Genomic DNA, 4,189 nt, shown 5'->3' on the forward strand with positions numbered 1-4,189 from the left:
GTGAAGGTCGGCAGCCTGGACGACCCGTCCGCGCTGTCGCCGGCCATGCATATCTGGACCGCCGAGGCGCCGCCCTGGCATCAGATGACACCGGGCCTGCCCGCGTTCGCGCAGGGACCGCCCGGCTAGCTAGCGATCAGCGCTCAGCAGGCTATAGCTGACCTCAGCATTCCACGAGGTCGACCATGTCCCTGAAGCTGAACATCATCGTTTGCTCTACCCGTCCCGGCCGCGTCGGGATATCGATCGGCCGATGGTTCGAGACCTACGCCAAGGCGCATGGCGGGTTTGAGGCTGAGCTTGTCGATCTCGCCGACTTCGACCTGCCAGTCTACGACGAGCCGCACCATCCGCGTCTGCGGAAGTATGAGCACGACCATACCAAGGCCTGGAGCGCGAGCGTCGAGAGCGCCGACGCCTTCGTGTTCGTGACGCCGGAGTACAACTACGGCCCGCCGCCCTCGCTGGTGAATGCGATGAACTATCTGGTCCACGAGTGGGGAAACAAGGTGGCCAGCTTCGTCAGCTATGGCGGGGTTTCGGGAGGGCTTCGCGCCGTTCAGGTTGAGAAGCTGATGCTAACCAGCTTCAAGATCATGCCGCTGCCTGAGCAGGTGACGATCCCGATGTTCCCGCAACATCTGGACGCCGAAAAGAACTTCACGCCGAACGACCTCCATGAAACTTCGGCCAAGGTGATGCTCGACGAACTGGCGCGTTGGGCCGGTGCGCTGAAGACGATGCGCGCCGCAGGCTAGGCGCGCCGACGCTTCAGCAGGCGGTCGATGAGGATGAAGGCCAAACCCAACACCAGGAAGAAGCCGCTCATCGCCGCCATGTTGACCAGCACCTTGGCGAGGCCAAGGTGCGAGGTGTCGAGGAACGGGTAGGGATAGAAGCCCGACAGCGGTCCCCGGAATAGGCTGTAGAGGCCGTAGGCCACCGGGAAAGCCAGCCAGGGCAGGACCGACCCCCAACGCAGTGCGCCCTTCTGAGTGAACAGCAGCCAGTCGATCAGGAAGAGCGCTGGAGTCACGTAGTGCAGGGTGGTGTCGGCCACCCACTGCAAGCCTTGAGGGTCCCATAGGCCCTGAAGGATCACGATGTAGGTCGCAGCCGTGACCGTTGTGTAGAGTACGATGGCGGTGCGGACCGAGGGCTTGGCGAAGACGCGGCCGATTGGGCTGGCGGGCGCCACGGCGGGCGCCGAGAAGGCCACGGCCGCCAGCAGATTGCTGAGGATGGTGAAGTAGCTGAGGAAGTTGATGGTGCGGGTGACGAAAACCTCGCCGCTCTGACCGCGCACCATCAGGACGTACTGAAGCAGCAGGCCAAACCACACAATGAGCGCGGCGATCGAGCGATAGGCTTTCATGGCCGTTCCCTGGCTGGCGGTCTGTGCAGGATCGCCTGTCGGTGGGAATGGTCAAGCCTTCCGCGCCAAGGGGCGGGGATCGGGTCTTCCTGAATTGTGCGGGAGGGGGTGGCGCGAATGACGGGACTCGAACCCGCGACCTCCGGCGTGACAGGCCGGCGCTCTAACCAACTGAGCTACATCCGCAGACCGGCTGTTCTAACCCCGGATCGACCGGAACTTGAACCGCTGAGAAGCGAAAAAAAGAAGTGGCGCGAATGACGGGACTCGAACCCGCGACCTCCGGCGTGACAGGCCGGCGCTCTAACCAACTGAGCTACATCCGCGTGACGGCTACGTCGCCGCGAGGGGCGTCTGATATGACCCGACATGAATCGTGTCAACGGCCATCTGCAAATGAAGGCGAGAGGGGCGTGTATAACCTCGCCAATCGCTCCGGCAGGGCGCGCCCCGCGCCTGGTCAAGGCAGCAGGGAAGGCGCGGCTAGCGGTCTGCGACACAAAAATGCGTCCGAAAGCCGCCCATGCCTTGGTTTCCTCTCCAAATGGGGTCGTTAATTGAGAGTGATTATTACTAGCGCACCAGTCCTGTGGGGGAAGGTAATCAGGTCCCGATGCGGCGTTTTCCTAAGCTGCGAAAGGGCTTGAGCCTCACAGACGCAGCGAAATTTTTCGACGATGCTATTAATGTCGCGCTGCGATACCAACGGTCGCACCACGCCGTTTGAACCCTGCGCAATGGTGGTCTAGAAGGGCGCGCGACTCCTTCGAGGATTCCATGAACGCCTTTCTTTTGCAGTATCTGCCCATCGTGATCTTCCTGGGGATCGCGGCCGTTTTGGGTCTCGCCTTCCTCGTGGCGTCGGCGACGCTTGCGCCGTCGGCTCCCGATCCGGAAAAAATGTCGACCTATGAGTGCGGCTTCAACGCGTTCGATGACGCGCGGATGAAGTTCGACGTCAGGTTCTACCTGGTGTCGATCCTCTTCATCATCTTCGACCTTGAAGTGGCCTTCCTGTTCCCCTGGGCCGTGGCGCTTATGAAGCTGCCGCAGGACGTGGCCCAGTTCGCCTTCTGGTCGATGATGTCCTTCCTGGGCATCCTGACCGTCGGCTTCATCTACGAGTGGAAGAAAGGCGCCCTGGAATGGGAGTGATCGTTCCCGCGGGTTCGGCCGGCCGTACGACGGTCGAGGGCTACGACCCCAAAGTCCACGACCCGTTCTTCGACGGCGTGTCGAGCGAATTGGCCGACAAGGGCTTTATCACTGCGGCCGCCGACGATCTGATCACCTGGGCGCGCACCGGCTCGCTTATGTGGATGACGTTCGGCCTGGCCTGCTGCGCCGTGGAAATGATGCAGGCCTCGATGCCGCGTTATGACCTGGAGCGGTACGGTTTCGCGCCGCGCGCCTCACCGCGTCAGTCGGACGTGATGATCGTGGCCGGCACGCTGTGCAACAAGATGGCTCCGGCCCTGCGCAAGGTCTACGACCAGATGCCGGAACCGCGCTACGTCATCTCGATGGGCTCGTGCGCCAATGGCGGCGGCTATTACTATTTCAGCTATTCCGTCGTGCGTGGCTGCGACCGGATCGTTCCGGTCGACATCTATGTGCCCGGTTGCCCCCCCACGGCTGAGGCCCTGGTCTACGGCGTTCTGCAACTGCAGAAGAAGATTCGCCGGACGGGGACGATCGAGCGATGAGCTGGCCCGTCACCGAGGACGCCCTGCACGCGCTGGGCAACGAGATCGTCACGTCAGCAGCCGGCGCGGTCGCCGGCTATGACGTGGCCTATGGCGAACTGACCCTGACCGCTCCGGCCAACCGGATCGTGCAAGCGCTGACGCAACTGCGCGACCAGTTCGCCTTCCAGCAACTGATCGACCTCTGCGGGGTCGACTATCCGGACCGTGTCCAGCGGTTCGACGTGGTCTACCACCTGCTGTCGCTGACCAAGAACTATCGCTGCCGCCTGAAGATTCAGACCGACGAAGATACGCCGGTCCCGACGATCACGGGCGTCTATCCCTGCGCTGACTGGTTCGAGCGCGAGGCGTTCGACATGTACGGGATCTTCTTCGAAGGCCACCCCGACTTGCGCCGGATCCTGACCGACTACGGCTTCCACGGCCATCCGCTGCGCAAGGACTTCCCGATGACGGGTTATGTCGAGCTGCGCTACGACGACGAGCTGAAGCGCGTCGTCTATGAGCCGGTCAAGGCCGTCGAATATCGAAACTGGGACTTCCTCTCGCCGTGGGAAGGCGCCGATTACGTGCTGCCGGGTGACGAGAAGGTGGGCGGGGCCGGCGCGCCCCAAGCGGGAGGCACGAAGTGATGGCTGACGACGCTTCGACACCCGTGACCACTCCGGAAACCCCGGTCCGCAAGTTCAACATCAATTTCGGCCCGCAGCACCCTGCGGCCCACGGCGTTCTGCGCCTGGTCCTGGAGCTGGACGGCGAAGTCGTGGAGCGGGTCGACCCGCACATCGGCCTGCTGCATCGCGGCACCGAACAGCTGATGGAGGACCGGCCCTACCTCCAGAACATCCCGTACTTCGACCGCCTCGACTACGTGGCGCCGATGAACCAGGAACACGCGTTCTGTCTGGCTATCGAGAAACTGCTGGATCTTGAGGTTCCGATCCGCGGGTCGCTGATCCGGGTGATGTTCTCGGAGATCGGCCGGATCCTGAACCACCTGCTCAACGTCACCACCCAGGCCATGGACGTTGGCGCGCTCACCCCGCCGCTGTGGGGCTTCGAAGAGCGCGAGAAGCTTATGGTGTTCTATGAGCGCGCCTGCGGG

At 62.8% G+C, this 4,189-nt stretch carries 5 protein-coding genes, 2 tRNA genes and 1 pseudogene; 5 read left to right on the top strand and 3 right to left on the bottom strand.

The window, feature by feature from the left end; translation table 11 throughout:
* The first annotated feature begins 185 nt into the window (after positions 1–185).
* Positions 186–758, top strand: coding sequence for an NADPH-dependent FMN reductase (locus Q7T84_RS03600; protein ID WP_304806337.1), 573 nt, complete (start codon positions 186–188; stop codon positions 756–758).
* Here Q7T84_RS03600 and Q7T84_RS03605 read toward each other — a convergent pair.
* The 3 genes from Q7T84_RS03605 to Q7T84_RS03615 all read right to left on the bottom strand — a co-directional run bounded on the left by Q7T84_RS03605 (position 755) and on the right by Q7T84_RS03615 (position 1,701).
* Positions 755–1,375 carry a Pr6Pr family membrane protein gene (locus tag Q7T84_RS03605; protein ID WP_304806338.1) on the bottom strand — a complete coding sequence of 207 codons (621 nt, stop codon included), beginning with the start codon at positions 1,373–1,375 and terminating at the stop codon, positions 755–757. The genes Q7T84_RS03600 and Q7T84_RS03605 overlap by 4 nt on opposite strands.
* Positions 1,376–1,484: 109 nt before the next feature.
* Positions 1,485–1,561: transfer RNA gene (locus Q7T84_RS03610), tRNA-Asp, on the bottom strand.
* Between the two features lie 63 nt (positions 1,562–1,624).
* Positions 1,625–1,701 (bottom strand) — tRNA-Asp (locus Q7T84_RS03615).
* A gap of 451 nt (positions 1,702–2,152) precedes the next feature.
* On the opposite strand from Q7T84_RS03615, the gene Q7T84_RS03620 reads away from it, so the two are divergent.
* From Q7T84_RS03620 to Q7T84_RS03635, 4 genes and pseudogenes are all read left to right on the top strand, one after another.
* Positions 2,153–2,530 carry an NADH-quinone oxidoreductase subunit A gene (locus Q7T84_RS03620; protein WP_304806339.1) on the top strand — a complete coding sequence of 126 codons (378 nt, stop codon included), beginning with the start codon at positions 2,153–2,155 and terminating at the stop codon, positions 2,528–2,530.
* A complete protein-coding gene (locus tag Q7T84_RS03625) occupies positions 2,500–3,081 on the top strand; it encodes an NADH-quinone oxidoreductase subunit B family protein (protein WP_304806340.1) in 582 nt (193 codons plus the stop codon). The genes Q7T84_RS03620 and Q7T84_RS03625 overlap by 31 nt, the downstream gene beginning before the upstream one ends.
* Complete coding sequence (locus Q7T84_RS03630) at positions 3,078–3,716, top strand: NADH-quinone oxidoreductase subunit C (protein ID WP_304806341.1); 639 nt, start codon at positions 3,078–3,080, stop codon at positions 3,714–3,716. Before Q7T84_RS03625 ends, Q7T84_RS03630 begins: the two co-directional genes overlap by 4 nt.
* Positions 3,716–4,189 (top strand): annotated as a pseudogene (locus tag Q7T84_RS03635) (NADH-quinone oxidoreductase subunit D); the annotation flags it as partial. The gene Q7T84_RS03630 and the pseudogene Q7T84_RS03635, both read left to right, overlap by 1 nt.

It is taken from the genome of Phenylobacterium sp. (assembly GCF_030654915.1).
Classification (GTDB): Bacteria; Pseudomonadota; Alphaproteobacteria; order Caulobacterales; family Caulobacteraceae; genus Phenylobacterium.

Coding starts and splice junctions, on each gene's coding strand:
- Q7T84_RS03600 (WP_304806337.1), top strand. CDS start 186: ATGTCCCTGAAGCTGAACATCATCGTTTGCTCTACCCGTCCCGGCCGC.
- Q7T84_RS03630 (WP_304806341.1), top strand. CDS start 3,078: ATGAGCTGGCCCGTCACCGAGGACGCCCTGCACGCGCTGGGCAACGAG.
- Q7T84_RS03605 (WP_304806338.1), bottom strand. CDS start 1,375: ATGAAAGCCTATCGCTCGATCGCCGCGCTCATTGTGTGGTTTGGCCTG.
- Q7T84_RS03620 (WP_304806339.1), top strand. CDS start 2,153: ATGAACGCCTTTCTTTTGCAGTATCTGCCCATCGTGATCTTCCTGGGG.